23 protein-coding genes and 2 tRNA genes are annotated in these 26373 nt (G+C 71.2%); 11 read left to right on the top strand and 14 right to left on the bottom strand.

Annotated elements, in window-relative coordinates; genetic code table 11:
- The first annotated feature begins 148 nt into the window (after positions 1-148).
- Positions 149-763 (top strand): TetR/AcrR family transcriptional regulator C-terminal ligand-binding domain-containing protein, encoded by a 615-nt coding sequence (locus tag OG714_RS09820; protein WP_406119941.1) that lies wholly within the window; start codon positions 149-151, stop codon positions 761-763.
- Between the two features lie 166 nt (positions 764-929).
- Here the strand turns inward: OG714_RS09820 and OG714_RS09815 are convergent, their stop codons facing one another.
- Both OG714_RS09815 and OG714_RS09810 read right to left on the bottom strand, forming a co-directional pair.
- On the bottom strand, positions 930-1952 hold the full coding sequence (locus OG714_RS09815; protein ID WP_406119940.1) for a DUF2510 domain-containing protein: 1023 nt from the start codon (positions 1950-1952) through the stop codon (positions 930-932).
- Positions 1953-2031: 79 nt separating this feature from the next.
- Positions 2032-2613 (bottom strand): hypothetical protein, encoded by a 582-nt coding sequence (locus tag OG714_RS09810; protein WP_406119939.1) that lies wholly within the window; start codon positions 2611-2613, stop codon positions 2032-2034.
- A 339-nt stretch (positions 2614-2952) separates the two neighbouring features.
- On the opposite strand from OG714_RS09810, the gene OG714_RS09805 reads away from it, so the two are divergent.
- A complete protein-coding gene (locus tag OG714_RS09805; protein ID WP_406119938.1) occupies positions 2953-5637 on the top strand; it encodes an ATP-binding protein in 2685 nt (894 codons plus the stop codon).
- A 359-nt stretch (positions 5638-5996) separates the two neighbouring features.
- Here the strand turns inward: OG714_RS09805 and pcaD are convergent, their stop codons facing one another.
- From pcaD to OG714_RS09770, 7 genes are read right to left on the bottom strand one after another with little or no spacing between them, the layout of a single operon-like run.
- Positions 5997-7115, bottom strand: coding sequence for a 3-oxoadipate enol-lactonase (gene pcaD / locus OG714_RS09800; RefSeq protein ID WP_406119937.1), 1119 nt, complete (start codon positions 7113-7115; stop codon positions 5997-5999).
- Positions 7112-8446 (bottom strand): 3-carboxy-cis,cis-muconate cycloisomerase, encoded by a 1335-nt coding sequence (gene pcaB, locus OG714_RS09795; RefSeq protein ID WP_406119936.1) that lies wholly within the window; start codon positions 8444-8446, stop codon positions 7112-7114. The genes pcaD and pcaB overlap by 4 nt, the downstream gene beginning before the upstream one ends.
- Positions 8443-9048, bottom strand: a complete 606-nt coding sequence (pcaG, locus tag OG714_RS09790) for a protocatechuate 3,4-dioxygenase subunit alpha (RefSeq protein WP_406119935.1) — start codon at positions 9046-9048, stop codon at positions 8443-8445. The genes pcaB and pcaG overlap by 4 nt, the downstream gene beginning before the upstream one ends.
- A gap of 6 nt (positions 9049-9054) precedes the next feature.
- Positions 9055-9828 (bottom strand): protocatechuate 3,4-dioxygenase subunit beta, encoded by a 774-nt coding sequence (gene pcaH / locus OG714_RS09785; RefSeq protein WP_406119934.1) that lies wholly within the window; start codon positions 9826-9828, stop codon positions 9055-9057.
- 23 nt (positions 9829-9851) lie between these two features.
- Positions 9852-11054, bottom strand: a complete 1203-nt coding sequence (locus tag OG714_RS09780) for a thiolase family protein (protein ID WP_406119933.1) — start codon at positions 11052-11054, stop codon at positions 9852-9854.
- Positions 11051-11695, bottom strand: coding sequence for a CoA transferase subunit B (locus OG714_RS09775; RefSeq protein WP_406119932.1), 645 nt, complete (start codon positions 11693-11695; stop codon positions 11051-11053). The genes OG714_RS09780 and OG714_RS09775 overlap by 4 nt, the downstream gene beginning before the upstream one ends.
- A complete protein-coding gene (locus OG714_RS09770) occupies positions 11695-12450 on the bottom strand; it encodes a CoA transferase subunit A (RefSeq protein ID WP_406119931.1) in 756 nt (251 codons plus the stop codon). The genes OG714_RS09775 and OG714_RS09770 overlap by 1 nt, the downstream gene beginning before the upstream one ends.
- A gap of 222 nt (positions 12451-12672) precedes the next feature.
- Here OG714_RS09770 and OG714_RS09765 point away from each other — a divergent pair, with 222 nt between their 5' ends.
- On the top strand, positions 12673-13137 hold the full coding sequence (locus OG714_RS09765) for a MarR family winged helix-turn-helix transcriptional regulator (RefSeq protein WP_406119930.1): 465 nt from the start codon (positions 12673-12675) through the stop codon (positions 13135-13137).
- Between the two features lie 97 nt (positions 13138-13234).
- Here OG714_RS09765 and OG714_RS09760 read toward each other — a convergent pair whose 3' ends face one another.
- On the bottom strand, positions 13235-14239 hold the full coding sequence (locus OG714_RS09760; RefSeq protein WP_406119929.1) for a DUF3048 domain-containing protein: 1005 nt from the start codon (positions 14237-14239) through the stop codon (positions 13235-13237).
- 127 nt (positions 14240-14366) lie between these two features.
- The gene (locus tag OG714_RS09755; protein ID WP_406119928.1) at positions 14367-15437 is read right to left on the bottom strand and encodes an ATP-dependent DNA ligase; all 1071 of its coding nucleotides are present in this window, start codon (positions 15435-15437) and stop codon (positions 14367-14369) included.
- A 75-nt stretch (positions 15438-15512) separates the two neighbouring features.
- Between OG714_RS09755 and ligD the strand changes: the two genes are divergently transcribed.
- The 3 genes from ligD (at position 15513) to OG714_RS09740 (ending at position 18672) form a co-directional block, all read left to right on the top strand.
- Positions 15513-16592 carry a non-homologous end-joining DNA ligase gene (gene ligD / locus OG714_RS09750; protein ID WP_406119927.1) on the top strand — a complete coding sequence of 360 codons (1080 nt, stop codon included), beginning with the start codon at positions 15513-15515 and terminating at the stop codon, positions 16590-16592.
- 4 nt (positions 16593-16596) lie between these two features.
- Positions 16597-17526 (top strand): ornithine cyclodeaminase family protein, encoded by a 930-nt coding sequence (locus tag OG714_RS09745; protein WP_406119926.1) that lies wholly within the window; start codon positions 16597-16599, stop codon positions 17524-17526.
- Between the two features lie 99 nt (positions 17527-17625).
- Positions 17626-18672, top strand: coding sequence for a LacI family DNA-binding transcriptional regulator (locus tag OG714_RS09740; RefSeq protein WP_406119925.1), 1047 nt, complete (start codon positions 17626-17628; stop codon positions 18670-18672).
- Between the two features lie 122 nt (positions 18673-18794).
- Here the strand turns inward: OG714_RS09740 and OG714_RS09735 are convergent, their stop codons facing one another.
- Positions 18795-19586, bottom strand: coding sequence for a VOC family protein (locus tag OG714_RS09735; RefSeq protein ID WP_406119924.1), 792 nt, complete (start codon positions 19584-19586; stop codon positions 18795-18797).
- 274 nt (positions 19587-19860) lie between these two features.
- Here OG714_RS09735 and OG714_RS09730 point away from each other — a divergent pair, with 274 nt between their 5' ends.
- From OG714_RS09730 to OG714_RS09710, 5 genes are all read left to right on the top strand, one after another.
- Complete coding sequence (locus OG714_RS09730) at positions 19861-20106, top strand: WhiB family transcriptional regulator (protein ID WP_406119923.1); 246 nt, start codon at positions 19861-19863, stop codon at positions 20104-20106.
- Between the two features lie 58 nt (positions 20107-20164).
- Positions 20165-20237 (top strand) — tRNA-OTHER (locus tag OG714_RS09725).
- A gap of 10 nt (positions 20238-20247) precedes the next feature.
- Positions 20248-20319, top strand: a tRNA-Glu gene (locus OG714_RS09720).
- A 29-nt stretch (positions 20320-20348) separates the two neighbouring features.
- Positions 20349-21704 (top strand): SDR family NAD(P)-dependent oxidoreductase, encoded by a 1356-nt coding sequence (locus OG714_RS09715; RefSeq protein WP_406119922.1) that lies wholly within the window; start codon positions 20349-20351, stop codon positions 21702-21704.
- Positions 21705-21790: 86 nt separating this feature from the next.
- Positions 21791-23122, top strand: a complete 1332-nt coding sequence (locus tag OG714_RS09710) for a ribonuclease inhibitor (RefSeq protein ID WP_406119921.1) — start codon at positions 21791-21793, stop codon at positions 23120-23122.
- On the opposite strand, the gene OG714_RS09705 is transcribed toward OG714_RS09710, so the two are convergent.
- The gene (locus tag OG714_RS09705; protein WP_406119920.1) at positions 23100-24926 is read right to left on the bottom strand and encodes an AAA family ATPase; all 1827 of its coding nucleotides are present in this window, start codon (positions 24924-24926) and stop codon (positions 23100-23102) included. The genes OG714_RS09710 and OG714_RS09705 overlap by 23 nt on opposite strands.
- The gene (locus OG714_RS09700; RefSeq protein WP_406119919.1) at positions 24927-26330 is read right to left on the bottom strand and encodes a DUF2201 family putative metallopeptidase; all 1404 of its coding nucleotides are present in this window, start codon (positions 26328-26330) and stop codon (positions 24927-24929) included.
- Between the last annotated feature and the right edge of the window lie 43 nt (positions 26331-26373).

The raw sequence follows: 26373 nt of genomic DNA, 5'->3' as shown, positions 1-26373 counted from the left end.
ATCGGTACGAGTTCGTTCCGATACGCCAGTGTACCGATACGAGCGTGTACCGATACGCCGGAGTACCGGTACACTGGCGTATCGATAGCGAAACGAGACACACTGGAGAGCGGACCCCGAGTCCGCGGACCGAGCGAGGAGACGAGCCATGACGTCGCAGGCTGAGGACGGACCGGACACGGTCGCCGCCTCGCGCCGCTCCAAGATCACGCCAGAGCGTGAGCGGGAGTTCTTCGACGCCGTGCTCGAACAGATCCGGGAATGCGGGTACGACTCCGTCAGCATGGAGGGCGTCGCCACCAGCACCCGGTGCAGCAAGTCCACGCTGTACCGGCAGTGGGGGACCAAGCCCCAGTTCGTCGCGGCCGCACTGCGCGCCAACCGCCGGGTGCACTTCACCGGCATCGACACGGGCTCCCTCGCGGAGGACCTGCGCCAGGCCGCGCGGGCGGCGGGCGCCTGGTCGGCGAAGGACACGAAACTCGTCTCGGCGCTGGGCCACGCCGTCATCCAGGACAGCGAACTCGCCCAGGCGGTGCGCGAGGCGCTCGTCCATCCCGAGATCGCCGCGCTGGAGGACATCCTGCGCCGCGGTGTGGAACGCGGCGAGATCCCGGCGGACCATCCGGCCCTGCCGTACGTCCCCGCCCAGATCTTCGGCGTCCTGCGGGCCCGTCCCGTCCTGGAGGGCTGTTACGCCGATCCCGACTACTTGGTGAGATTCGTGGAGGCCGCGGTGCTGCCCGCACTCGGACTCACCTGAGAACCAGGCCGCCGTCCGTGGGATGACTGGACGGTGACCTGATCGCGCCGCACCGTGGGGACGGGGGCGGCGCGCACCCCCCGGCCGGGTGGGGTTCCTCTTGAGCGGAGAGGCGCCCCACCCGGCCGACTGGTGTCCGGGGAGCTGACCCGCCTACGGCGACGGGTCAGATCTTCTGTCCGTCGCCACCGGTGCCCGAGGCCACCTTGATGCCCGAGGTGATCTCGTCGATGACGGACTGCTTCTGGCCCACGTCGACACCGAAGCGGACCACGACGATCTGACCGGCGCTCGCCGGCGACGGGAACGCGAGCGACTCGACATAGCCGTCGGCGCCCTTGCTGGTGATCGCCTTCCAGCGGACCAGGTAGCCCTTCTGCCCGGCCACGGTGACGGCCTTCGAGGCGAGGACCTCGTGGGAGGTGATGCTGCCGTAGACCTTGCCGCCGTACTGCTGTTCGGCCGCGGCGGAGATGTCCGCCTTGGCGACCTCCTCGGCCGTGCTGCCGGCGGTGCCCAGGACCACGGCGGCGGTCGAGTACGCACCGCCTGTGGAACAGGTCTGGGTCGTGTCGCCGGGGCACTTGTAGGTGTCGTTCGAGCTGACCTGGGCGCCGCCCTGCATGGCCTGGCCGTACCAGTCGGACGGCACGGTGAAGCTGATGCCGTCCAGCGAGTCGGTCACGGTGCCGCCGGCCTTGACCTTCGGTTCCGCCGACTGGCTGGGCGCGGGCGTCGCACCGCCCGTCCCGCCGGACCCGCCGAAGGGATCGCTCTGGCCGCCGGTGCCACCGGAACCGCCCGTGCCGCCCTGCCCCTCGGGACCGCCCTGGCCGCCGATGCCGCCCTGTCCGTTCGGCGCCTGCTGGTTGCCGGCCTGGGTTCCGTTCCCGCTGCCGTTGTCGGACAGCGCGTAGGCACCGACACCGATGGCCGTGAGGACCGCCACGGCCACCGCCACGGCTATGCCCGTGCGCAGATTCCGGCGCGGCGCGGCCGGGGGTGCCGCGGGATACGCCGGGTACGCCCCGCCGTACGGCGGCTCCGTCGGGGGACCCCATTCGGCGCCCGACCCGGCGGGGCGGGTGCGGTCCGTCCATGCCTTGCCGTCCCACCAGCGCTCGGCGGCGGGACCGTCATTCGTCTGCCCGGGATCGGGGTACCACCCGGGGGGAGTCACCTGCGTCATGCCCCTACCGTATGAGGCCTCGGTGAAAGGGGGATGAGAGGATCCGGCCGCAGTGCCTCCGCCCGGGCGGCGGACGTGATCAGCAGTACTTCTTCTTCACCGCGGCGGCGAGGCTGGTCTTGGGGACGGTGGCGTTGCAGCGCACCCCGCCGTCCACCTCATCGGTCCAGCTCTGGGCCTTTCCGTGCTGGCCGGTCTTGATGTAGCCGATGCCGTCGCACGCCCATCGGGTCCAGTTGCCCGTGACCTTCCGCGTGCCGGAGTAGATCACATAGGTGCCGTTCTTGGAGAGCTTGTAACTGATGCTCTCCGCATGCTTGTTGGTGTACGAGCCGGACACCTGGAGTTGCAGGTCGGCGGTCGCTTCGAGGCTTTCGAGGATGGCATCCGCCTTCACCTTGGCCCCGGCGGTGAACGTCACGGAGGACCCGATGGTGAGGACCGTCTCGACGCTGTACGTCTTGGTGACGGTGCCGCCCGTGTAGTTCTCGATGACCTTCCGGTGGGTGACCGCCCACGGCTTGGCCACCTTCGCCCAAGTGATCTTGTGTGAGTTCGCGGTGCAGTGGTTGACCGCGGACGCTTGGGTCGCCGGCACCGCGACGAGAGCCGACGTCGTCATGCCGGTGACGAGGGCAGCACTGGCCCACTTCTTGTTCATGGTTGATTCCCCGTTGTGTGATGGGTGGTCCGATCCCGGACCGGACGACCGGCGTTGATTCGCACATGCCAACGCCGTCCGCGGGCAGATTCGATCACGCAACCGGCCGCCGCAGCAACGGATTTGAGCTGATTCACAGGCTTGGTGGGCGAAGCTCCGGAGTGTTGCGGGATTGATCGAAAGTGGCTTTGTTTCGACACCTTCTGACTGTTCGTCATGCCTATGGGCCCAGCCGTCACCCGATGCGGCAACAGCTCCCCGGACCGGCCTCCGCTTCGGCATCCGGACGGCTACGCTCAAGGGCTGTACGTCGTTCGGGCTACTGGGGAGGTAATCGGGATGACGGAGGAACGGCCTCCGGAGGCCACCTCGGCCTCCCTCTGGGAGCGCGACGAGGAAGTCGCTGGTGTCGCGGAGGCGATCGACCGCCTGCGCGCCGACGAGTCGTCCTCGGGCAGCCTGCTGATGGTCCGCGGCGAGGCCGGGTTCGGCAAGACCGCGCTCCTGGCCGAGACCCGCCGTATCGCCGAGGCACGCGGCTGCTCGGTCTGGCACGCCCGCGGCGGCGAGACCCTCAGGTCCGTCCCCTTCAACGTCGTACGGCAGTTGCTGCAACCCGCGTTGATCTCGCTGATGCCCGAGGAGATCCGCGAGTACCTCGGCGACTGGTACGACATCGCCGGCCCCGCCCTCGGCGTCACCGAACCCGGCGAGCGGCAGCCCGACCCGCAGGGCGTGTGCGACGGACTGGTCGCCGCGGTGCGCCGGCTCGCCAAGCGCGTCTGGCCGCTGGTCCTGATCGTCGACGACGCCCACTGGGCCGACCAGGAGACCCTGCGCTGGCTCGCCGCGTTCGCCGAGCGCCTCGACGACCTGTCCGTCCTGCTCGTCGTCGCCCGCAGGCCCGGCGAGGTCAGCGGCGAGAGCGCCCGCTACCTGGACACGATCGCCGAAGCCGCGGGCCCACCGGCCACCCTCCTGAACTCCCTCACCCCGCCGGCCACCGCGGGGCTCACCCGCGCCACCCTCGGCCCGCACGCCGACGGCGCGTTCTGCCGCGAGGTGTGGGCGGTCACCGACGGCAACCCGTACGAGACCGTCGAACTCCTCGCCAAGGTGAAGGACAGCGGCCTCGCACCCGTCGAGGACTCGGCCGCCGAACTGCGCGAGCTCAACCGCTCCGCGCGCGGCGGCGGACTGCTCGCCCGCCTGGACGACCTGGGCTTCGAAGCCACCCGGTTCGCCTGGGCCGCCGCCATCCTCGGCACCGGCATCTCCGTCAGCCTGGTCGCCAAGCTCGCCACCATGAGCCGCGAAGAGGCGGGCCGCTGCGCCGAGTTGCTGCGCACCGACCGCATCCTCACCGCGCCCGACCCCGCCGCGTCCCAGGCCGGCGCCGGCGAGCTGGAGTTCGTCCACCCGCTGATCGCGAGCGACGTCTACGACTCCATCCCGGGCGGTGTGCGGACGGCCATGCACGGCATCGCCGCCCAGGTCGTCACCGACTCCGGGCTCGGCGCGGCCGCCGCCTCACGGCACCTCCTCAAGGTGCACCCGGACGACGACCAGGAACTCGTCGAGCAGCTGCGCGAGGCGGCCCGCGAACACCTCTCCATCGGCGCCCCCGACGCGGCCCGCCGTTGCCTGGAGCGCGCCCTCCTGGAGCCGCCGCTCGCCGAGACCCACGCGCACGTGCTCTTCGAACTGGGCTGTGCCACCCTGCTCACCGCGCCCGCCACCACCATCGGCCACCTCCAGACCGCCCTCGGCATGCCCGGCCTCGACGGCCACGCACGCGTGGACGCCGTTTTCCGGCTGTCCCAGGCACTGCTCCACAACAACCAACTGGAGGAGGCCGTCCGCACCGTCGAGGCGGAGGCCGCCCGGTACGAACCGGGCGCCGCCCGGATGCGGCTCCAGGCCGTGCAGTTCATGTGGGAGGGCATCCACGCGGGCGAGGGCATCTCCCCGGGACGCTCCGAGCGGCTCGCCGCACTCGCCGGCACCTGCACCGGACGGGACAACTCCGAGCGCGCCCTGCTGATCCTGCGCGGCTTCGACGCCATGACCCACGGCGAGAACGCCGAGGAGGTCGCCGAGGTCTGCGACCGCGCCCTCGTCAACGGACGGCTCGCCCCCGGACTCGGCTGGACCGACACCGAGTGGGGCATCGAGATCCTCATGATGCTGGCCAGCGCGTACGCCTACACGGACCGCCTGGACCGCGCGGAGAGCCTCTACAACGAAGCCCTGCGCGCCTACGTGTCCGCCGGCTGGAGCGGCGGCCACCTCTCCCTGGCGCACGCCTACATCGGCCTCGGCCACCGCAGGCGCGGCCGCCTCCGCGAGGCCGAGACCTCGCTGCGCGAGTCCCTGCGCCTCGCCGAACGCGTCGGCCGCGGACTGCCCCTGTACTGGTCGGCCACCTGCAACCTGGTCGACACCCTGCTCGCCCGCGGCCATGTCGAGGAGGCCTGGGCGACCGCCGAACAGTACGGCTTCGCACCGCCGTACCCGTCCACCATCGTGCTGCCCGACCCGCGCTGCGTGCGTGGCCGGCTGCTGCTCGCCGTCGGCAACACGAAGGACGGCATCAACGAACTGGAACAGGCCGCGAAGGCGGCGACCGTACGCGGCCACCACAACCCGGTCCTCGTGCCCTGGGCCGTGGACCTGGCCCGCGCCCTCGCCGTCGAGGACCCGACCCGCGCGGCCCAACTCGCCTCCGACGCCCGCCGCCAGGCCGAACACTTCGGCACGGACACGGCGATCGGCGAGGCCCTCCGCTGTGCCGCTTCGCTGGAAACGGGGCAGCGTGCGGTGCGCCTCGCGGCGCAGGCTGTCGCTTACCTGGAGTCCTCGCCGTGCCAGTACGAGCATGCGGCGGCGCGGGTCGAGTACGGCATCGCCGCGCGGTCGGTGGCGGAGATCAACAGGGGCCTGACGCTTGCGCGTTCGTGCGGGGCGGACGGCTTGGTGACACAGGCGCGGGAGGTTTTGGAGACGGGAAGGGGGCTGCGGTGAGTTGTTCTTTGTCCGCGGGCCGGTGGGGGCTGGTCGCGCAGTTCCCCGCGCCCCTAAAGGCGTGGGCTGGCCTGCGTTTTGAGGCTCGCGCGGTTCCTGGTGTCGCTAAAGGCGTGGGCTGGCCTGCGTTTTAAGGCCCGCCCGGTTCCTGGTGCCCCTAAAGCATGAGCTGGCCCGCGTTTTAGGCCCGCGCAGTTTTTCGTTCCCCTAAAGACATGGGTCGGCCTGCATTTTTCGGGCGCGCGCAGTTCCCCGCGTCCTAAGAACTCGGGTCGGCCTGCGTTTCTAAGGGGCGCGGGGAACTGCGCGACCAGCCACGACGCAGCCGTAGACGACGCACAACAAGTAGCCCCGCCCCCTTAGTCGCCCTCTTCCTCCAACACCCGCTGCGCCACAGCAAACGCCGAGTTCGCCGCAGGCACCCCGCAATACACCGCGCTCTGCATCAACACCGCCCCGATCTCCTCCACCGTGAGCCCATTACGCCGAGCCGCCCGCACATGCATCGCCAACTCGTCGGAATGCCCACCCGCAACCAACGCCGTCAGCGTGACCATGTTCCGCTCGCGCCGCGTCAACGTCGGATCGGTCCAGATCTCCCCCCACGCATACCGCGAGATGAAGTCCTGGAACCGCGCGGTGAACGGCGTCTGCCGAGCCTGCGCCCGGTCCACGTGGGCATCACCGAGCACCTCCCGCCGCACCGCCATCCCCAGCCTCGCACCCCCGCCGAGGTGCGCGCGCAGCGCGGTGAGGACGGCCTCCGGGCACTGCGCAGGCGCCAGATGGGAAGCGCCCGGGATCTCCACGAGGGCCGAGCCCGGCACCGCGTCCGCGATCTCCCGCAGATGCGCGGGCGGGGTCGCCGGGTCCTCGCGCCCCGCGATCACCAGCGTCCGCGCACTGATCTCGGAGAGCCGCGACCGCAGGTCGTACGCGGCCAGCGCGTCACAGCACGCGGCGTACGCGGCCGGGTCGGCGTCACGCTGGTCGGCCACCAGCTCCGGGACGGTGAACCCGGGCGTGAACCAACGGGAGTCGGCGCTCTCGACGAGCCAGGCCAGCCCCTCGTTCCGTACCCGCGCGGCCCGTTCCTCCCACGGCTTCGACCCGTTGAAGTGGGCCGAGGAACAGATGACGGCGAGCGACGCGACCCGCTCGGGGTGATGTACGGCGAGATGCAGGCCGACCGCACCGCCCAACGACACGCCCGCGTAGGCGAATTGCTCGATCCCGAGGGAGTCGGCGAGCGCGAGCACCAGGTCCGCGAGGACTCCTACCGTCGCCCCGGGACCGATCAGACCGGGTGCCGAACCACCGTGCCCGGGCAGGTCCCAGCGGATCACCCGGTGGGTGACGGAGAGTTCGGGCGCGACCTTGTCCCAGAGGGCGTACGACGTGCCCAGCGAGGGCCCGAGCAGCAGCGGGGGCGCGGAATCGGGGCCCTCGGCACGGAAGTTGAGGAATTTCTCGGTCAACGTCGCTCCAACGCACGGTCGGTGAGGGCTCCGGCGGAACCCGTGTAACGGGCGGGGTCGGTCAGCGCGGAGAGGTCGAGGTCCTTCAACTCCGGTTCACCGGCGAGAAGTTCGGCCAGCGGACGGCCTTCGGAGTACGTCCGCCGGGCCACCTCCGTGAGCAGTTCCTTCGCCCGGGCCCGGCCCAGCAGCGGCGCCAGTTCGGCGGACAGCCGCTCGGAGACGATCAACCCATGGGTGAGATCCAGGTGTTCACGCATCACGTCCGGGTGCACCCGCAGCCCCTCGGTCAGCTCGGCGGCGTCGCGCGCCGCACCGCCGACCAGCCGTAGCAGCTCCCGCAACGGTTCCCACTCGGCGTGCCAGGCCCCGGCCGGCCGCTCGTCCTCGGCGACCAGTGAGCCGTAGAGGACGGCCGCGAGCTGCGGTGCCCGCCGTGCGGCGGCGGCGATCAGCGTGGACCGTACCGGATTCGCCTTGTGGGGCATGGCCGACGAGCCGCCGCCGCTGCCCTCGGAGACCTCGGCGATCTCCGTACGGCACAGGACGAGTACGTCGGCGGCTACCTTGCCCAGCGCGCCCGCCGCGAAGGCCAGGCACCCGGCGAGATCGGCGATCGGCGTCCGCAGTGTGTGCCAGGGCAACAGGGGGGCGGTCAAGCCGAGTTCACGGGCGTACGCGTCCGGCAGTGCGAGCGGGTCCTCGGCGCCGTACGCCGTGAAGGCGGCCAACGTGCCTGCCGCGCCCCCGAGTTGGACGGGCAGCGCACCCCTTGCCACCCGTACGCGATCCCGCGCGTCGAGCACCAGCGACCGCCACCCGGCGGCCTTCAGCCCGAAGGTCGTCGGTACGGCGTGCTGGGTGAGTGTCCGGCCCGGCATCGCTGTGTCACGGTGGGCGGTGGCCAGCGCCGACAGCGCACGCTCCGTGCGGGTGAGGTCGCCGAGGACCGGATCCAACGTGCGGGCTGCGACCAGCATCGTCGCCGTGTCCATGATGTCCTGGCTGGTCGCGCCCCGGTGGACGTACGGGCCGTACTCCCCGCCGACCGCCTTCGTCAGGTCCGCGACCAGCGGGATCACCGGGTTCCCGCCGGTCCTGGACCGTTCCACGAGGGACCGTACGTCGAAGAGGTTCGCGTCGGCCGCCGTCGTCACCGCCGTCGCTGCTTCGGCGGGTGCGAGACCCAGGGCGGACTGGGCGCGGGTGAGAGCGGACTCCGCGTCGAGCAGGGCCCGTAGATACGCGGTGTCGCTCGTCGTGGACGCGGCGGGGGAGCCGGCCCACCCGGGGGCGAGCAGGCCGGTGTCCGACGGGTCGGCAGCTGTCACTGGAACTCCAGGAAGACCGTTTCGCCTTCGCCCTGAAGGCGGATGTCGAAACGGTATGTGCCCCTGCCGTCGTCCGTCGCGATCAACGTGTCGCGCCGCGCCGCGTCCAGCCCGGACAGCAGCGGGTCCGCGGCGAGCGCGGCCTCGTCGCCCGGGAGATAGATCCGGGTGAAGAGGTGCACCAGCAGTCCGCGCGCGAAGACGCACACGCTCAAGTAGGGGGCGCTCAGGCCGCGCGCGCCGGGCCGTAGCGTCCGCGCGTACCAGTGGCCGTTGGCGTCGGTCTGGATACGGCCCCAGCCGGTGAACTCCACGCCGTTGCGGCCGAGATAGCCGCCGCTGGCCGGGTCGCGCCGGATCGAGCCGTCGGTCGTGGACAGGTTGCCCTCGGGGTGGGGCCCCCACAGTTCGACGAAGGCGTCCGGCAGCGGTGTGCCCTCGCCGTCGTAGACGTACCCCTGGACGGTGATCGTGTCCGGGTGCCCGACCGGCGCGATGTCACCGCCTCCGGGGAACGGCAGCGCGTAGCCGTAGAAGGGGCCGACCGTGTGCGACGGGGTCGGCAGCACGGACTCCGGACGGCTCGTGTCGATCTTCGTCATGGCTGGTCAGCGTCCTTCTTCGATCCAGGTGGCGTGCGGGCCGTCGAGCACGATGTCCCAGTGGTAGCCCATCGAGAACTCGGGCACCGACAGGCCGTGGTCGTACGTCGCGACGAGGCGTTGCCGGGCCGCGTCGTCCGTCACCGACTGGATGATCGGGTCGTACGGGAAGAGCGGGTCGCTCGGGAAGTACATCTGTGTCACGAGCCGCTGCGTGAACGCCGTGCCGAACATCGAGAAGTGGATGTGCGCCGGGCGCCAGGCGTTGACGTGGTTGCGCCAGGGGTAGGGGCCCGGCTGGACGGTGGTGAAGCGGTAGCCGCCGTCGTCGTCGGTCAACGTGCGCCCCACACCGGTGAAGTTGGGGTCCAGCGGGGCGTCGTGCTGCTCACGCTGGTGCGCGTACCGGCCGGCCGAGTTGGCCTGCCAGATCTCCACCAGCTGACCGCGGATCGGCCGCCCGGACCGGTCCAACAGCCGCCCGGAGACGGTGATCCGCTCACCGATCGGCTCCCCGTTGTGCTGCCTCGTCAGGTCGTTGTCGATCTCCGTGATGTCCCGCTCGCCGAACGCGGGCGAGGCCAGCTCCACCAGCTCCGGGTCCTTGGAGACGTCGATGGTGACCGGCGGCTGTTGCGGGTGGCGGAGCAACGAGGAGCGGTACGGGGCGTAGTCGCGGCGCGGGTGGTGCTCGACCGGCGCGCCGTCGGCGACCCGTTTCTCGTACGTCGCGTGCTCGGCCGCTATTTCGAGGTCGATGTCGTGCTGGGTGAGAGCCATGGGCCTTCCTACCGTTCGAGTTCCTACCGTTCGAGGACGAGGGCCAGGCCCTGACCTACGCCGATGCAGAGGGTGGCGACTCCAACTCCCGTGCTCTTGCGGGCGAGTTGGTGGGCGACGGTGCCCGCGAGCCGGGCACCGGAGGCGCCGAGCGGGTGCCCGAGGGCGATGGCGCCGCCCTGCGGGTTGAGGATCGCGGGGTCGAACTCGGGCCACTCCGCGACACATCCGAGCACCTGCGTGGCGAAGGCCTCGTTCAGTTCGAGGACTGACAGGTCGTCAAATCCCTTGCCCGCCTTGGTGAGTGCGCGGTTGACGGCCTCGACCGGGGCGAGTCCGAAGTACTGCGGATCGATCGCCGAGACACCGGTGGCGGACACGCGGGCGAGAGGCTGGCGGCCGGTCGCCCTGAGCCCCTCCTCGTCCACCAACAACAGGGCCGCGGCACCGTCGTTGAGGGGGGAGGCGTTACCCGCCGTCACCGTCCCGTTCTCCGTACGGAAAGACGGCTTCAGCTTGGCCATGGCGGCGAGGGACGCGTCCGCCCGTACGGATTCGTCGGCGCCGAAGACGACCGGGTCGCCCTTGCGCTGCGGGATCGACACGGGTGCGATCTCGCCGTCGAAGAGGCCTGCGGCCTGCGCCTGGGCCGCCTTCTGGTGACTCGCGAGCGCGAACTCGTCCTGCTGCTCACGCCCGATCTTGTGCTTGTCGGCGATCAACTCCGCGCTCTCACCGAGCGGGATGGTCCACTCCGGGTTCATGGCCGGGTTGGTCATGCGCCAGCCGAGCGTGGTCGAGTACAACTCGGTGTGCCCGGCGGGGAAGGGCCGGTCCGACTTGGGCAGGACGTACGGCGCGCGGGTCATCGACTCCACACCACCCGCTACGGCGATGGAGGCGTCCCCGACCGCGATCGCGCGGGCCGCCTGGATGACCGCTTCGAGGCCGGAGGCGCACAGCCGGTTGACCGTCACGCCCGGCACGGAGGTGGGCAGGCCCGCGAGGAGGCCTGCCATGCGGGCGACGTTGCGGTTCTCCTCGCCGGCGCCGTTGGCGTTGCCGAAGTACACGTCCTCGATGCGGGACGGGTCCAAGTCGGGCGTGCGGGCGAGGAGTTCGCGGATGGCGTGGGCGGCGAGGTCGTCGGGGCGGACGGAGGCGAGCCCTCCGCTGTACCTGCCGATGGGGGTGCGGACGGCGTCGACGATGTAAACCGGGTTCACAGGAGGCCCTCCGTGACGGTGAGTTTCGCGTCGGTCTTGGCGACGATCTCCTCGACGCCCACACCGGGCGCGGTCTCGATCAACACGAGGCCCTCGGGTGACACGTCGATCACGCCCAGATCGGTGATGACTCGGTTCACACACGCTTTGCCTGTGAGCGGCAGCGCGCACTCCGAGAGGATCTTCGGAGAGCCGTCCTTGGCCACATGGGTCATGACGACGATGACCGTGCGGGCACCGTGCACGAGGTCCATCGCCCCGCCGATCCCGGTGATCATCTTCCCGGGGATCGCCCAGTTCGCCAGGTCACCGCCCGCCGACACCTGCATCGCACCCAGCACGGCGACGTCGATGTGCCCGCCCCGGATCATCCCGAAGGAGAGCGCGGAGTCGAAGAAGGAGGCGCCCGGCAGGACCGTCACGGTCTCCTTGCCGGCGTTGATCAGATCCGGGTCGACCTGGTCCTCGGTGGGATACGGGCCGGTGCCCAGGATGCCGTTCTCGGATTCGAGGATCACCTCGACGCCCGGCGGGAGGTAGTTGGGGATCAGGGTCGGCAGCCCGATGCCGAGGTTGACGTACTGCCCGTCCTGGAGTTCGCGGGCCGCGCGGGCCGCCATCTCCTCGCGTGTCCAGGCCATCAGCTGCTCACCGTCCGCTGCTCGATCCGCTTGTCGGCGGCCTGCTCGGGGGTGAGGGCCACCACCCGCTGCACGAAGATCCCGGGCAGGTGCACCGCGTCCGGGTCGATCTCGCCGGGCTCGACCAGCTCCTCCACCTCGGCGATGGTCACCTTGCCGGCCATCGCCGCGAGGGGGTTGAAGTTCCGGGTGGACTTGTTGAAGACGAGGTTTCCGTGCCGGTCGCCCTTTGCGGCGCGGACCAGCGCGAAGTCGGTGCGGATGCCGCGCTCCAGGACGTACTCGGTGCCGTCGAACTCCCGCACCTCCTTCGCCGGGGAGGCGAGCGTGACGCCGCCCGAGCCGTCGTAGCGCCAGGGCAGTCCGCCCTCGGCGACCTGGGTGCCGACCCCTGCCGGGGTGTAGAAGGCGGGGATGCCCGCCCCGCCGGCGCGCAGGCGTTCGGCGAGGGTGCCCTGGGGGATCATCTCGACCTCCAGTTCCCCGGCGAGGTACTGGCGGGCGAACTCCTTGTTGGCGCCGATGTAGGAGCCGGTCACGCGCGCGATCCGCCCGGCGGAGAGGAGGACGGCGAGGCCGGACTCCATCGCACCGCAGTTGTTGGAGACCACGCCCAGGGCGCTGACGCCGCGCTCGTAGAGGGCCTGGATCAGCACGTTCGGCACACCGCTCAGCCCGAAGCCGCCGACCGCGAGTGTCGCTCCGTCCGGCACATCGGCCACGGCCTCGTCGGCTGTGGCGACCACCTTGTCCATCCGTGAAGCTCCGTCCCGTTCGAGCACCCGGTCAGCAGTTAGTCAGGGCACTGAGCATTTCGGTGAAGTTTCCTTCACGCTGCCACTGTGGGGGCTCCCCGTCAAGACCTCGGAGAAGTGCGAGGTCAGGTACGGAGACATGGTGGTGCGCAAGGCTGGACTCGGCCGGAGGGCGTCCAGGTATCGTTCAGTACACGGATGAATTTGACGTCGGGAGGGCACATGGCCGCGGTGGACCTCACCACCCATCCCGGGCACCTCGCCCGGCGACTCCAGCAGGCGCACTACCTGCTGTGGAACACCATGGTGTCCGAAGAGATCACCTCCCCGCAGTTCGCGGTGCTCAACGCGCTCGCCGAGGAGCCGGGGCTCGACCAGCGCACGGTGGGGGAGCGGGTGGGCCTGGACCGGTCCACCATCGCGGAGGTGATCAGCCGGCTGATCAGGCGCGGGCTCCTCGACAAGGTGCGCGATCCGCAGGACGGCCGGCGGTTTCTGCTGCGCCTCACGGAGGACGGCTCGCGCACCCACCGCAAGCTGGTCGTGCGCACGGCCCGGATGAACCAGGTCTTTCTGGCTCCGCTCTCCGCCGCTGAGCAAGCCGTCTTTTTTGACCTCATCCAACGTGTCTCGGACGCGGCGGAGGGGCTCCGCAATCCTGCGGAGCCCCTTGCCGCGCAGCGGTAGCGCTCCGCTGGGTGGGCCGTTCGTTGTCTGCGGGTCGGTGGGGGCTGGTCGCGCAGTTCCCCGCGCCCCTAAGGGGGCTCGCCTCGGCCGGCTATGTTCAGGACTTCGCGAAAATCACCCAGACCTGGCCCTTCGCGAAGTTCATGGGCTTGCCGTCCGCGGTGGTGAACTCCGTTCCGTCCGTGGCCTTCTGCCGCTTCCAGTCGACGCTGTACGTACGGCCGTCCCGCAGTACGTCCGCCTTCCCGGAGCCGACGGTCTCCGTGTACGGCGTGTTGTTGCCGAGGACGTCGTGGTACTTGGACTTGCGGATCTTGACGTACTGGACGACGACCGTCGCCGGGGCGACCCGCTTGCCGTTGGTCAGCACGGTGGGGGTGCCGTCCTCGGTGACCAGCCAGCGGTGCTTGCTCCCGGACCAGGTGAAGGTGAAGCGGGCCGCTGGATAACGCACGTTGCGGGAGGCGGTGGCCTTGCCGCCCGCGGGGGCCGCGCCGTAGCGGAAGCCGGTCGTCAGGGCGGCCGCCCCGGGCGCGGAGGAGAGCAGCTTGTTCGGGTGGAGGAAGAGGTTGTGCGGGGCGGACTTGTCGACGCCCCGGTAGTAGGCGGCGCCCTCCTCGTCGGGCGACGCCGATCGCAGCGGTGCCTTGGCGATCAGTGGCAGGAGCTTGTGCTGCGCCCCGGAGAAGGCGAGCGTCGGGTCGTCGAACTGGCGCAGCAGCTCCAGGTCGGAGACGCGGGCGCTGCGCACCGGCCCGACGGACTTGGGCAGCTTGGTGGCGAACACCGCCATCAGTCGGCTCAGCCCGCCCTCGACCTGCTCCGCGTACACGATGTCCGCCGAGTCCAGACCCGTCTGCGGGCGGGCCGCGGGCACGTTGTCGATCTTCACCGCGAGCACCGGACCAGCGGCGGGGGCGTCCGTGCCGTCGGCGCTCGGGCTCTGGTCCGGGCTCTGCGCAGGGGGCCGGCTCGGTCCGCGACCGTCGTCGACGGGGCTGCCGTGATGTGCCGTGCAGCCCACCGCCAGGGAGGCCGTCATCGTGGCGGCCAGCAGCGCCGCTCTTCTCGCGCCGCGACGCCGGGGCGCCCTTTGTCCCATGCCCACCGTTGCCACCAAATCTGTGTTTTCGATTGTGCGCTTATAAGTTCATTGGTGGCCATACCCGCTCGGTTGTGTTTGTGCGCGTCGAATGGGCCGATCGGCCCACCGGAAGATCCGGAAGGGGTCAGTCCGGCGGGCCGAGGATCTCCGCGAGGTCGTAGCGGACCGGCTCCTCCAGTTGTGCGTACGTGCAGCTCTCGGGCGTGCGGTCCGGGCGCCAGCGGCGGAAACGCGCCGTGTGCCGGAAGCGCGCGCCGTTCTCCATGTGGTCGTACGCCACCTCGGCCACCCGTTCCGGTCTGAGGGGCACCCAGGAGAGGTCCTTCTTGCCCGACCAGCGGCTCGGGGCGCCCGGCAGCCGGGCCGACTCGTGCGCGGACTCCTCCGCCCAGGCCGCCCACGGGTGCCCGGTCGGGTCGTCCATGCGCAGCGGCGCCAGCTCGTCGATGAGTTCGGCGCGGCGCTTCATGGTGAAGGCGGCGGACACCCCCACGTGTTGCAGGGCGCCCTGGTCGTCGTAGAGGCCGAGAAGGAGCGAGCCCACGACGGGGCCGCTCTTGTGGAGGCGGTAACCCGCGACGACGGCGTCCGCGGTCCGCTCGTGCTTGATCTTGAACATGGCGCGCTCGTCCTGGCGGTAGCGCAGGTCCAGCGGTTTGGCCACGACACCGTCGAGCCCGGCGCCCTCGTACTGCTCGAACCACCGCTGCGCTACGTCGATGTCGGTGGTCGCGGGCGCCAGATGTACGGGTGCGGTCGCGCCGGACAGGGCCCGTTCGAGGAGTGCTCGGCGGTCGCCGAGCGGGACGTCCAGCAGCGACTCGTCGGCCAGGGCCAGCAGGTCGAAGGCGACGAAGGAGGCCGGTGTGCGCTCGGCCAGCGTCCGCACCCGCGACTCGGCCGGGTGGATGCGCTCGGTCAACGCGTCGAAGTCGAGCCGCCCGTCCCGCGCGATCACGATCTCGCCGTCCAGCACGCACCGCTCGGGCACCCGGTCCTTCAACGCCTCGACGAGTTCGGGAAAGTACCTGGTCAGCGGCTTTCCTGTACGACTGCCCAGCTCGACCTCGGCCCCGTCCCGGAACACGATCGCCCGGAAGCCGTCCCACTTCGCCTCGTAGTGCATGCCCGGCGGAATCCTCGCCACCGACTTGGCGAGCATGGGCTTCACGGGCGGCATCACCGGCAGATCCATGGTTCCGATTCTGCTCTCGTACGTCGCTTGTCGCCCGGTATGCGATGTTTGCGCGCCAGGCCTACGGTGGCTCGCATGGGCGAAGCGGTGGAACTGGAGGCGGGCGGCCGGACCGTACGGCTGTCCAGTCCCGACAAGATCTTCTTCCCGGAGTGCGGCTTCACCAAGCTGGACCTCGCCCGGTACTACATCGCGGTCGGCCCCGGGATCCTGCGCGCCCTGCGCGACCGCCCCACCACCCTGGAGCGCTACCCGGACGGGGTCGAGGGCGAGAACTTCTTCCAGAAGCGGGCGCCCAAGAACATGCCCGACTGGATCCCGACCGCCCACATCACCTTCCCCAGCGGACGCAGCGCCGACGAGATGTGCCCCACCGAACAGGCCGCCGTCCTGTGGGCCGCCCAGTACGGCACGCTCACCTTCCACCCCTGGCCGGTACGCCGCGCCGACGTCGACAGCCCCGACGAACTCCGCATCGACCTCGACCCGCAGCCCGGCACCGACTACGACGACGCGGTCCGCGCCGCCCACGAACTACGCGCCGTGCTCGACGAGTTCGGGGGTCTGCGGGGCTTCCCCAAGACCTCCGGCGGACGCGGCCTGCACGTCTTCGTCCCCATCGAACCGCGCTGGACCTTCACCCAGGTCCGCCGCGCGGCCATCGCGGTCGGCCGGGAGCTGGAACGCCGGATGCCCGACCAGGTGACCATCAAGTGGTGGAAGGAGGAGCGCGGCGAGCGCATCTTCGTCGACTACAACCAGACCGCCCGCGACCGCACCATCGCCTCCGCCTATTCCGTACGACCCCGCCCGCACGCCCCCGTCTCGGCGCCCCTGCGCTGGGACGAGGTCGGCACCGCGCACCCCCGGGACTTCGACCTCGCGACCATGCCGGCGCGTTTCGCCGAACTCGGCGATGTGCACGCGGACATGGACGACCACCGCTACTCCCTGGACGCCCTCCTCGAACTGGCCCGCCGCGACGAACACGACCACGGGCTGGGCGATCTGCCGTACCCGCCGGAGTACCCGAAGATGCCGGGGGAGCCGAAGAGGGTGCAGCCGAGCAGGGCGAAGAAGGCGGCCGCCACCCCGGATTCCTCCGCTGAATCCGGCACCGGTTCCGCCGCGGACTCCGCCCCTGACGGATCATGAGCGCATGACTCGCCTGCTGACCCGGAGCGTCCTCGGCGCCCTGCTGGAAACCTCGGCCTGCCTCGCCGCGTTGCGTGCCGGCTTCCTCGCCGTGGGGGCCGCGGCGGCGATCCCGGGCCAACGGGTGCGCACCGACCTGCCGTTCCCCGGTACGGCCACCGCGCTGATGCCCGGACTGCTGCCCGGCATCGAGGCCTACACGGTGAAGGTCAACGCCAAGTTCCCCGACGCGCGGCCCGCGTTGAGAGGCGTGCTCTGCCTGCACAGCGGCGTGGACGGCGAGTTGCTCGCCCTGCTCGACTCGGCGACGGTGACCGCGTGGCGCACGGGCCTTGCGGCCGCCCTGGGCACGCATGCCCTCGCGGGGTCGGCGGAGGGCGCGGTGGTGGGGGTCATCGGCGCGGGCGCGCAGGCCGAGTTGATGGTGCGGGGGCTGGGCGCGCTCCGGCAGCACGGCGAACTCCTCGTCCACGACACGGACTTGGACCGAGCCGCCGAGTTCGCCGCACGGCACGGCGGCCGGGTGCTGGGCTCACCGAAGGAGATCGCCGCGGCCGCCGACATCGTCCTGCTGGCGACCTGGTCCCGCACCCCGCTGCTGTCCCTCGCGGACACCCGGGCGGGCCAGCACCTCACCAGCCTGGGCGCCGACGAGCCGGGCAAGCGGGAACTCGCCGCCGACCTGCTGGACACGGCGCTCGTCGTCGTCGATGACCGGCAACTGGTCGAGTCCGTGGGCGCGTTGACCCCGACGGACATCGACACCACGCTCGGCGACGTACTGCGCGGCGACCATCCGGGACGGACGGACGCCGGTGCGCGTTCCGTCTACGCCCCCGTCGGGCTGCCGTGGCAGGACCTGGCGCTGGCATGGCTGGCGTACCAGCGGGCGGAGCGGGACGGGCTGGGACGACGGGTGGATCTGTTGGGGTGAACCGCTCGCAGGCAAGGGGATCTCGCCGATCTGGGAGCGCTCTCACCGTCCGGTTCGGCCGCGGCTATCCTGATCCGCATCATCAAGGGGGGACCAGAAGTGACCGAGACAACACCGCGTCCCACGCTGGAGGCCGTGGCCGCGCGGGCGGGGGTGTCGCGGGCCACCGTTTCCCGGGTGGTCAACGGCGGGGACGGGGTGCGGGAATCGCTCGTCGAGCGGGTCCGACAAGCCGTGGAGGAACTCGGGTACGTCCCCAACCAGGCCGCCCGGAGTCTGGTGACGAAGCGGCACGACGCCATCGCCGTGGTGATCGCGGAACCGGAGACCCGCGTCTTCGCCGACCCGTTCTTCGCCATGCAACTCAGGGGTATCAGCAAGGAGTTGACCGCCCACGACTCCCAACTCGTACTGCTCCTCACCGAAGGCCGCGCCGACCACGCCCGTGTCGGCCGCTATCTCGCCGGCGGCCACGTGGACGGCGCGCTCGTCTTCTCCCTGCACCTCGACGACCCGCTGCCCGGACTGATCCAACGGGCCGGTGTCCCGACGGTGTTCGGCGGCCGGCCCTCCTGGAGCGAGGGGACACGCGCGTCGGGGCCCACGGTGTACGTCGACTGCGACAACCGGGGCGGCGCCCGCGAGGCCGTACGGCATCTCGTCGGACTCGGCCGCACCCGGATCGCGCACATCACCGGCGCGCTCGACCAGACGTCCGCGGTGGACCGGCTCGACGGGTTCCGGGACGTCATGGTCGACGTCGATCCGCGGCTGATCGTCGAGAGCGACTTCACCCCGGGCGGCGGCGAGCGCGCGATGCGGGAACTCCTCGGCAACTGCCCCGACGTGGACGCCGTGTTCGCCGCCAACGACCTCACCGCCTACGGCGCCCTGAAGGTGCTGCGCGAGGAGGGGCTGCGGGTGCCCGAGGACGTGGCGGTGATCGGCTTCGACGACATGCTTCCGGTCGCCGAGCAGACCGAGCCGCCGCTCACGACGGTCCGTCAGGACATAGAGGAGATGGGGCGGTTGATGGCCCGCCTGCTGCTGCGCGGGCTCGACCGCCGGGCGGTCCGGGACGGCATCGGAGGCGCGCCGTCCAGCGTGATCCTGCCGACCACACTGATCCACCGCGCCTCCGCGTGAGCCGGGCCCGTACGTGAGCCGGGCCCGTACGTCGGCGTAGGACTGGCCCGCCGACCCGCCGACCCGCCGACCCGCCGACCCGCCGACCCGCCGACCCGCCGACCCGCCGACCCGGGGCCTCGTCAGCCCTGTGGCGGCTCGCTCTTGATGATCGCGAAGCGGGCGCCCTGCGGGTCGGTGAGCTGGGCCATGCGGCCGACGCCCTCCATGCTGGTGGCCGGCATGGTGACCTCGCCGCCCGTCTCCAGCGCCTTCGCCGCGGTGGCGTCCACGTCGGCCACCTCGAAGTACGCCAGCCAGTACGCCCCCGAGACAGCCCCGGTCGGGTCGAAGTCGAGCAGGACGACACCGCCGAACATCGCGTCCTCACCGGCACCGGCAGGGTTGAGACAGGTGTAGTCGCCGCCCGCCATGGGTGCGGCCGAGGTCTCCAGACCGAGCGAGGCGTAGTAGAACGCGGCCGCCGCGGCCACGTCCGGCGTGTACAGCTCGACCCAGGTCAGCGAACCGGGGTCGCCCGCGACGTCGACCCCCTTGGTCCGGCCCGGCTGCCAGATGCCGAACGCGCCGCCCGCCGGGTCGGCGAGGACCGCCATGTGTCCCTCGCCCATCACGTCCATGGGCTGGAACAGGACCGTGCCGTGCGCCTGTTCCACCGCCTTGGCCGTGGCCTCCGCGTCCGGGCTCTGGAAGTACACGGTCCAGGCGGACGAGGCATGCTCCGGGGGCAGGGGCATGCCGCCGGCGACCGTCCTGCCGTCCAGCTGGAAGAAGCCGTAGCCGCCGGCCTCGGGTCCCGCCGACTGGAACTGCCAGCCGAAGAGACCGCCGTAGAAGGAGATGGCGCCGTCGAAGTCGGGCGAGCCGACGTCCAGCCAGTTGGGAGCGCCGTTGACGAAACGGGTGGTGAGCATTATTGCCCTCCTCATTGAAGGGTCCCGTTCTCTGCACTGCCGAGTCTTGCACCGCCCACTGACAATCGCTGCCGGGGTGCGGCCCCGGTTCGGGCATACGGTGTCGGTCACCCTCGGTGACCGCTGAAGTTCTCCGTGTTTTCATACCGGTTCCGCGCGCCGCCGTGCGCCGGTGCGGGCGGAGGGGCCATCATCGGGGCGGCCGGAGGCCTCGGAGCGTGGCGTTGATCCCGCGTTGATCGAACGTTTTTCGCCGCACGGCACGATCCTGCCCATGCACATCGACACGATCACCTCGCCCGACCTGGACTGGCAGCAGGAGGCGTTGTGCGCGCAGACCGGGGCGGACTTCTTCTTCCCCGAACCGGGCAGCTCCGTCAGGGAAGCCAAACGGATCTGCGGCATGTGCCCGATCCGCTCCGCCTGCCTGGAGTACGCCCTCGACAACGACGAACGCTTCGGTGTGTGGGGCGGTCTGTCGGAGAAGGAACGCCTGGAGATAAGACGGGGCTCCCGCTGACGGGGGCGTTTATCGGTGCGGTGCGCGCGGGGGAGTGCGGCTAGGATCCGGGGGCGCACCCGGGCGTAGCGCAGAGGCAGGCGCACGTCGTGCTCTGACGAATCACATCGGTTCGAATCCGATCCCCGGGCTGCGTTCGGGGGCCCTGTAGAGCAGAGGCAGACTCGCCGCCTTCTCAGGGCGGTCACGCCGGTTCGAATCCGGCCGGGGCCCACTTCATGGCACGGCCGGGGCGGGAAGCGATGACTGACGAGGGCGGGATCACCGAGGCGGAACTGGCCGCCTTCCACCATGCGGTGGGCAGGCTGCGGGAGTTGCCCGTCGACGATCCGGTGCGCCTGCGCGCGGAACAGGTCGCCGCGTCCTTCGCCCGGGACGGCCGGCTGCGGCGCCGCAAGGCCCGCGGTGCCGACGTGTCCGCGTCCGACGCGGCGACGATGGCGGCGACCGCGACGGGGGCGGTCGACCGACGCGAGGACGCTCCGCTGGGCCTCGCGCGTGAGGTCGCGGGGCGTGCGGACGCGGGTGGTGTCTACCGCAGGCCGCGCGGTTGCTATGTCTGCAAGTCGCCCTATCGACAGGTGGATTCCTTCTACCACCGGCTGTGTCCGGACTGCGCCGCCGACAACTCCGCGCGCCGGGCGCTGCGTACGGATCTGAGCGGGCGCCGGGTGCTGCTCACCGGCGGGCGGGTGAAGATCGGTTTCCAGCTGGCGCTGATGATGCTGCGGGACGGCGCGGACGTGCTGGTCACCTCGCGCTTCCCGCACGATGCGGTACACCGTTTCCGCGCCGAGCCGGGCAGCGAGAAATGGCTGGACCGGCTGACGGTGCTCGCCGTCGACCTCCGCGATCCGCGTCAAGTACTGGGCCTGTGTGAGGAGTTGAGGCAGGCGGGCGAGCCGCTGGACATCCTCGTCAACAACGCCGCGCAGACCGTACGGCGCCCTCCGCAGTCGTACGCGCTGCTGGCCGCTGGGGAGCGGGACGCGCTGCCGGAGGGGGCACGGCAGGCGCCCGGCTTCACCCCGATGCGGATGCTCGCGGGCGGGGCGTCGGCGCTGCCCGTCGTGCTGCGCGAGGCCGACGAGGCCGGGCTGCTGCCCGACCCGTCTCCGGAGAACTCCTGGTCGGCCCGGCTCGGCGCCCTCGACCCGGCCGAGGTCCTGGAGACCCAGCTCGTCAACGCCCTTGCCCCCGCCCTCCTTTGCGACCGCCTGCTGCCCCTGCTGCTCGCCTCGCCGCGTCCGCGCAGATACGTCGTCAACGTCACCGCGGTGGAGGGCCGGTTCGCCGTACGGAACAAGACGGCCGGCCATCCCCACACCAACATGGCCAAGGCCGCGCTCAACATGCTCACCCGCACCAGCGCCGCCGAACTCGCCGACCAGGGCGTCCACATGTGCGCCGTCGACACCGGCTGGATCACCGACGAGAACCCCGCCCCCAAGAAGGGCCGCATGGCCGAGGCCGGCTTCCGCACACCGCTCGACATCGTGGACGGCGCGGCCCGCGTCTACGACCCGATCGTGCGCGGTGAGTCCGGGGACCCGGTGTCCGGGGTGTTCCTCAAGGACTATCGGGAGGCGGCGTGGTGAGCGGGGGCATGGAGAACACCGGGGACCTGGAGGGATCTTCTGGGGCGGGTCCGGGGCAGGGGGCGACGGAATCTCCGGTGCCGGACGTGGGCGAGTCGCGTCCGACGGCTGCGCCGGTCGGCCCGGAGGCGACGGCTTCGGGGTCCGCGTCGGGCGAGTCGGTTCCGATGCCCGCACCGACCGCCCCGGAATCGGCAGCCCCGGTGTCCCCCCGTCCCCCGGCGATCGGCTTTGCCGGTGTGGTCCATGTCCCGCCGCGGCCCGTCGCCGAACTCGGCCCGCTGCTCGACTGGTTGAGGGCGGGCCGGCCCGCCGGAGAGCGGCTCGACTTCGCCGTAGGGACGGCGTTGCCCGACGGGCGGCTCGACCTGTGCAAGCAGGACCTGGGGGCGGAGGGCGCCGCGCTGGTCGCCGAGGCACTGGCCCAAGGGCCGTCTCCCGTACGGCACTTGCTGCTCGGCACGGACGGGCTCGGTGACGAGGGTGCCGAGGTCGTGGCCGGTGGGAGCGGTGAGGTCGAGACGCTCTATCTCGGCTGCAACGGGATCACGGCCGGTGGTGCCTGCCGGATCGCCGACCAGTTGCGCGCCTCGCCGCAGGTCGTCACCGGGGTGTGGCTCAAGCGCAATCCGCTGGGCAGCGGTGGCGGGCGGGCGGCGGCCGAACTCATCGAGTCCGCGCGGTCTTTGCGCACGCTCGACCTCGTGCAGACCGGGATCGATCCGGCGGGGGTTCTCGTTCTCGCCGATGCGCTGCTCGCCGCCGCCGGCAATGGGCGCCGCATCGAGCGGCTCTTCGTCGGCGGCAACCCGCTCGGCGCGGATGGTGCCGCACCCCTCGCCGCTGTCATCGCGGCGGGCGCGATCGACGAACTCTACGTATCCGCTGCCGGGTTGGGGGACCAGGGCGCCCTCCTCCTGGCCGACGCCCTGCAACAGGGGCCGCACGGACGGCTCACACGGCTGTCCGTCGCCAGCAACGGCATCGGCCCGCGGGTCGCGGCGCGGCTGGTGACCGCCGCCACCGCGGCCGGGGTCGGTCTGCTGGACCTCGGGCGGGTGCGAGCGGCGGCCGTGCTCGGCGCGGCCGACAACCACGTCGATCTGACCGCCGCCGAGAGCATCTCCCAAGCCCTCGTGGCCGCCGAGCACCGCCTCACCCATCTCGTCCTGTCCCACACGGGGATGCGCAGCCGCGAGGCCCACCGCCTCCTCGACACGGCACCCCGCGCGATCACCCCCACCCGCTTCGTCCTCGGCCAGGGGATCGCCGCCAGCGTCAAACGCCGCCTGGAAGCACTTACCGCCCACATCCCCGCGCCCCTGCTCGCTCCCGACGTGGCCGCCGTACGCAGCGTGCACCGCACGGCGCGGCCGGGGGAGGCCGAGCACGGGGTCAGCGACGCGCCAACCCCGTGAAGACGTCCGTCCAGAACCGCTGTTGCGGCTCCGACGCCCCCACCAGATACGTCGCCCGGAGCTTCGCCGGCAGCAGGGCCACCATGCGGGCCACCACCGCGCGGTGCTTCTTCAGCTGGGAGAGCTCCGCGTTGGCGAGGATCTGGTGGACCACGTCACTGTCGTCGCCGCCCTCGTCGGTGTGCTCGGCGGCTCGGCGCAGCCGGGCCTCCCAGAGGTCCGCGTCACGGGCCATTTCACGCAGGCCCGTCACCGGGCGGCCCTTGAAGCGGTCGATCAGGGCGGTGAGCGGCACGGGCGCGTACTCGCCGTCGCCGAGGTAGACCGTCGCCATCTCCAGCGGCAGCCCCCGCCGGTGCAGCTTGATGAGCCGCTCCAGCGTGCGCTTGGTGATCCAGGCGCGGCCCTCGTCGTCGATGTCGTGCTTCCACCACTCCAGCACCGTCTCCGCGTCCGAGCCGTAGCGCGCGAGCAGCCACTCGTTCGCCGGGATGTCCTCCGGCTCCACCGTCAGCGAGGCCGTGAACCTCGTCGCCTGGGCGATGTTGTTGCGCGAGACGAGCAGCTTGCGGCCGAGGTGGTACGGCGGGTTCTGGACGGCGATCTGTGCCCTGAGGTTCTCGATCCGCCGCCCGGCCAGCGACCACTCCTGGGTGATCTCCATGAGCTTGGCGAACGCGGCCTTGTCCTTGGGGCGGTTGTACTCGTCCCACACGATCGCCTTGGGGCCGGGCCCGGTGAAGTTCGCCGCCAGCAGGTTGTCCAGGGTGCCGTCCGGCGACGGGATCGGGGCGCACAGGTCCTCGACGTTAGTCACCGGGAGCGAGAAGTACAGCGGCTCCCGGCCGAGGCCCGCGCGGACCGTCTCCCGGACCAGCTCCGTCTTGCCGCACCCGGGCGGCCCTTGGAGCAGCACCGTCCAGCGGTTGCGCAGCGCGGCCCGCACCACCTGCCGTACCGGGTCGGGGATCGTGGCCGGGTTGGGGACGCCCAGGGCCTCGGCGATGCGGTCCAGGATCTCCGCCGTGCGGTTCTGCCCGGGCTTGCCGTCCGGGCCCGGCTCGGCCAGCCGCAGCCGCTCGCCGTCGATCAGGGGAAGTCCCCAGCGGAGCGGGAAGCCCTCCTTCGCGTTGGCCAGGACGTGGTCCAGCGTGCGCGGGGACAGCAGTTCGCGCAGCGCCGGCGAGAGCGACGCCCAGACACTGAACACCGAACTGAGGTCCCAGGGGCGGTACTTGGCGGCCAGATGCCGGCGCCAGGACGTGTCGTTGGCCGTGATCCGCATCGTGACCATGCGGTCGAGCAGCGCGAGATCACCGCGCCGGGCCGAGGTCTCGGACAGCGACTCGTTGTCCGTGAGGAAGACACCGACGCAGCCGAGCGCCCGCAGATCGTGCTCGCCCAGCGTCCAGTTGCAGGCGATCTGCATCAGCTGCGACTGGATCGTGTCGCCCGCCTGCAACGAGTCGTCGATGAGCAGCACGAACGGCGTGCCCGGCTTCAACTGGCTCATCACCAGCTGGCGCAGCACGAGTTCGCCGGTGTGCGGGTCCCGCACCGGCGCGTTGACGAGCAGGTCGTCCGGTGTGAGATTCGCCGCCGGGACGTAGACCAGCGCGGTGTCCGGGTGGGCGCGGCCGATGTGGGCGAAGAACGTCGCCGTCTTGCCGATGCCGTGCTCGCCGAAGACCTGCCCGGTCTGCCCGATGTCGATCATCGCGTCGATGAACGCCTCCAGACGCGACGGCTCACGCCGACCGTGCCCGGTCTCCGGGGTCGTCAACTGCCCTGTCTCCGTGGTCATTTACGTCGATCCTGTCGTGACGCGATGGCAGTCCATCGCCGGGTTGTGCGTCTCGGGCCACTCGCTGCCGCCCTCGGTGATCAGCCAGATCCACTTGTCCGGCTCGGCGGGCGTGACCGGCGGCGCGTGCCCGTCGGTGACCATCACGACCGCGTCCGGGGTGACGTCGAACCGCCGGCCGTTCACCTCGGTACGCCCCTCCACGTAGTCCGCGACGACCTGGAAGCTGGTGCCGCCACCGCCGTAGACCCGCTCGCCCGGCCTGAACGGCATCACCACCGCGTCGAAGGACAGCCAGTGCGCCTCGACCCCGTCGATGCGGCCGACGAGTTCGGTGAGCCAGGTGATCACCTGGTGCGGCATCGAGCCCGAGGTGTCGTACGCGATGACCAGGACCTTGTCCCGGACCGGGCCGCGGCGCGAGAGCATCGGGTCCTGGCCGAGGGCCGCGAGGAGGGCGCCGCGCTTCTTCGGGTACACCAGGCGCTCGCCGTCGCGCAGTTTCGAGCCGAGGACGTCGACGAGCCAGCGCTGCCACCAGTGGACCGTATGCGTGCGTGCCGTCTCGCCGCGCAGGACGCCCGCTCCGAGGTTCCCCCAGATCCGGCCGGCCCGCGCGGAACCGTCCTCGGTGCGGCCCATCAGGTCGAGCAACTCCCGCTCCGCACCCGTGTGTCCGCGCCGGGCCGCCAGCAGCGAGTTCAGCAGCGCGGACGACGCCACCGCGTCCACCGTCTCCTGGTCGGCCGGTACCCACCCGTCCACCAGGTGCACGCACAGGTGCCGCTCCGGGACCGGAGGGTGCCGCATCCGCTTCAGCTCGCCGTAGACCTTCATGTCGGTCGCGACGAACTCCCCGTACGGCACCGGCTCCAGGCCGTGCGCGGTGAGGTCCTCGCGGTACAGGCCGTGGATCTCGCGTGGGTCGATGCCTGTCGGCCGGCCGTTCAGCAGGGGCAGTCCGGTGCGGCCGAGGCGGACCAGGGCGACATGGTTGATGGAGACCTCGGCGGCCAGCTCGAAGACCGGGTCGTCGCGCAGTTCCAGGTCGGCGAACAGATGGCGCTGCACCAGATGCCGTGCCTCGTGGAAGAGCACGAACTTCACGCCGTCCAGGCCGAGTCCGACGAAGAAGTCCGGGTTGAAGAGCAGCAGGCAGGAGCCGTCACCGGAGGCGACCACGGCCCCCGTGTCCACCGCCGTGGTCGGGATCTGGTGATGGCACTTCGCGTACAGCCAGGACGCCACCGCCGACTCCGTCAGCCCGAAGTCCAGCAGCGCGGCCTCCTTCAGCCGCCGCGCCTCCGCGACCACGGCCGGGTCCGCCGGCCGGTACCGCTCCAGCGCCCTGCGGTCGGCCAGATCGACCACAGGGGTACGCCGACCCCGCTCCCCGTACGCCATGTCACGCCCCCCGCGCCGCGTTTTCCCCAGTGCCCCATTGGTA

The sequence above is a fragment of the Streptomyces sp. NBC_00989 genome (assembly GCF_045162655.1).
GTDB lineage: Bacteria > Actinomycetota > Actinomycetes > Streptomycetales > Streptomycetaceae > Streptomyces.
Note: the sequence above shows the minus strand (reverse complement) of the source record. Positions and strands in the feature narration are given on the sequence as shown.

What these genes read in the sequence shown, in the direction of transcription:
- OG714_RS09820 (WP_406119941.1), top strand. Translation starts at nt 149, where the DNA reads ATGACGTCGCAGGCTGAGGACGGACCGGACACGGTCGCCGCCTCGCGC.
- OG714_RS09815 (WP_406119940.1), bottom strand. Translation starts at nt 1,952, where the DNA reads ATGACGCAGGTGACTCCCCCCGGGTGGTACCCCGATCCCGGGCAGACG.
- OG714_RS09810 (WP_406119939.1), bottom strand. Translation starts at nt 2,613, where the DNA reads ATGAACAAGAAGTGGGCCAGTGCTGCCCTCGTCACCGGCATGACGACG.
- OG714_RS09805 (WP_406119938.1), top strand. Translation starts at nt 2,953, where the DNA reads ATGACGGAGGAACGGCCTCCGGAGGCCACCTCGGCCTCCCTCTGGGAG.
- pcaG (WP_406119935.1), bottom strand. Translation starts at nt 9,048, where the DNA reads ATGACGAAGATCGACACGAGCCGTCCGGAGTCCGTGCTGCCGACCCCG.
- pcaH (WP_406119934.1), bottom strand. Translation starts at nt 9,828, where the DNA reads ATGGCTCTCACCCAGCACGACATCGACCTCGAAATAGCGGCCGAGCAC.
- OG714_RS09775 (WP_406119932.1), bottom strand. Translation starts at nt 11,695, where the DNA reads ATGGCCTGGACACGCGAGGAGATGGCGGCCCGCGCGGCCCGCGAACTC.
- OG714_RS09770 (WP_406119931.1), bottom strand. Translation starts at nt 12,450, where the DNA reads ATGGACAAGGTGGTCGCCACAGCCGACGAGGCCGTGGCCGATGTGCCG.
- OG714_RS09765 (WP_406119930.1), top strand. Translation starts at nt 12,673, where the DNA reads ATGGCCGCGGTGGACCTCACCACCCATCCCGGGCACCTCGCCCGGCGA.
- OG714_RS09760 (WP_406119929.1), bottom strand. Translation starts at nt 14,239, where the DNA reads ATGGGACAAAGGGCGCCCCGGCGTCGCGGCGCGAGAAGAGCGGCGCTG.
- OG714_RS09755 (WP_406119928.1), bottom strand. Translation starts at nt 15,437, where the DNA reads ATGGATCTGCCGGTGATGCCGCCCGTGAAGCCCATGCTCGCCAAGTCG.
- ligD (WP_406119927.1), top strand. Translation starts at nt 15,513, where the DNA reads ATGGGCGAAGCGGTGGAACTGGAGGCGGGCGGCCGGACCGTACGGCTG.
- OG714_RS09745 (WP_406119926.1), top strand. Translation starts at nt 16,597, where the DNA reads ATGACTCGCCTGCTGACCCGGAGCGTCCTCGGCGCCCTGCTGGAAACC.
- OG714_RS09735 (WP_406119924.1), bottom strand. Translation starts at nt 19,586, where the DNA reads ATGCTCACCACCCGTTTCGTCAACGGCGCTCCCAACTGGCTGGACGTC.
- OG714_RS09730 (WP_406119923.1), top strand. Translation starts at nt 19,861, where the DNA reads ATGCACATCGACACGATCACCTCGCCCGACCTGGACTGGCAGCAGGAG.
- OG714_RS09715 (WP_406119922.1), top strand. Translation starts at nt 20,349, where the DNA reads ATGACTGACGAGGGCGGGATCACCGAGGCGGAACTGGCCGCCTTCCAC.
- OG714_RS09705 (WP_406119920.1), bottom strand. Translation starts at nt 24,926, where the DNA reads ATGACCACGGAGACAGGGCAGTTGACGACCCCGGAGACCGGGCACGGT.
- OG714_RS09700 (WP_406119919.1), bottom strand. Translation starts at nt 26,330, where the DNA reads ATGGCGTACGGGGAGCGGGGTCGGCGTACCCCTGTGGTCGATCTGGCC.